The 970-nt window shown below is 60.7% G+C and carries 1 protein-coding gene; it reads right to left on the bottom strand.

The annotated features are described in order from the left end of the window. Positions 1-132 precede the first annotated feature (132 nt). On the bottom strand, positions 133-970 hold an 838-nt coding region (gene recA / locus EN939_RS35775), incomplete at its 5' end, for a recombinase RecA (protein WP_127272008.1).

Consider the following 970-nt stretch of genomic DNA (forward strand, 5'->3'; position numbering starts at 1 on the left):
TTATTGCGTTTCGAAACCGCCGGCACTGGGCCGGCGGTTTCGAAACGCAATAACGCGGAACTCGATTACATAAGCCTGAGATAATAGAACGCGATTATGGCCGAACTCCGGCCGGCATCGCGCACGAAGCTGTTACATCGCGCCGGATTCTTCCTCGAAACCGTCATCATCGCCGCGCTCAGGGCCGCCATTCTCGAGGAATTTTTCGGCGATCAGCCCGGCATTCTGCCTGATCGACAACTCGATCTCGCGTGCCGTGTCGGGATTGTCACGCAGGAACAGCTTGGCATTTTCGCGGCCCTGGCCGAGACGCTGCGAGTTATAGGAAAACCAGGCGCCAGACTTCTCGACAATACCAGCCTTGACCCCGAGATCGACCAGTTCGCCGGTTTTGGACACGCCCTCACCAAACATGATGTCGAATTCGACCACCTTGAAGGGCGGCGCCAGCTTGTTCTTGACCACCTTGACGCGGGTCTGGTTGCCGACGACCTCGTCGCGGTCCTTGATCGAGCCGATGCGGCGGATGTCGAGGCGCACCGAAGCGTAGAATTTCAGCGCATTGCCGCCGGTGGTGGTTTCAGGCGAGCCGAACATGACGCCGATCTTCATGCGGATCTGGTTGATGAAGATGACCATGGTGTTGGAGCGCGAAATCGACGCGGTCAGCTTGCGCAGCGCCTGGCTCATCAGGCGGGCCTGCAGGCCGGGCAGCGAATCGCCCATCTCGCCTTCAATTTCGGCGCGTGGCGTCAGCGCCGCGACCGAATCGACCACCAGCACGTCGATGGCGCCGGAGCGCACCAGCGTGTCGCAGATTTCCAGCGCCTGCTCCCCAGTGTCAGGCTGCGAGATCAGAAGGTTTTCGAGATCGACGCCAAGCTTGCGGGCATAGACCGGGTCAAGCGCGTGCTCGGCATCGACGAAAGCGCAGATGCCGCCCTTCTTCTGGGCTTCGGCGACGGTGTGC

Origin of the sequence: Mesorhizobium sp. M7A.F.Ca.CA.002.05.1.1 (genome assembly GCF_003998335.1) — a bacterium.
GTDB lineage: Bacteria > Pseudomonadota > Alphaproteobacteria > Rhizobiales > Rhizobiaceae > Mesorhizobium.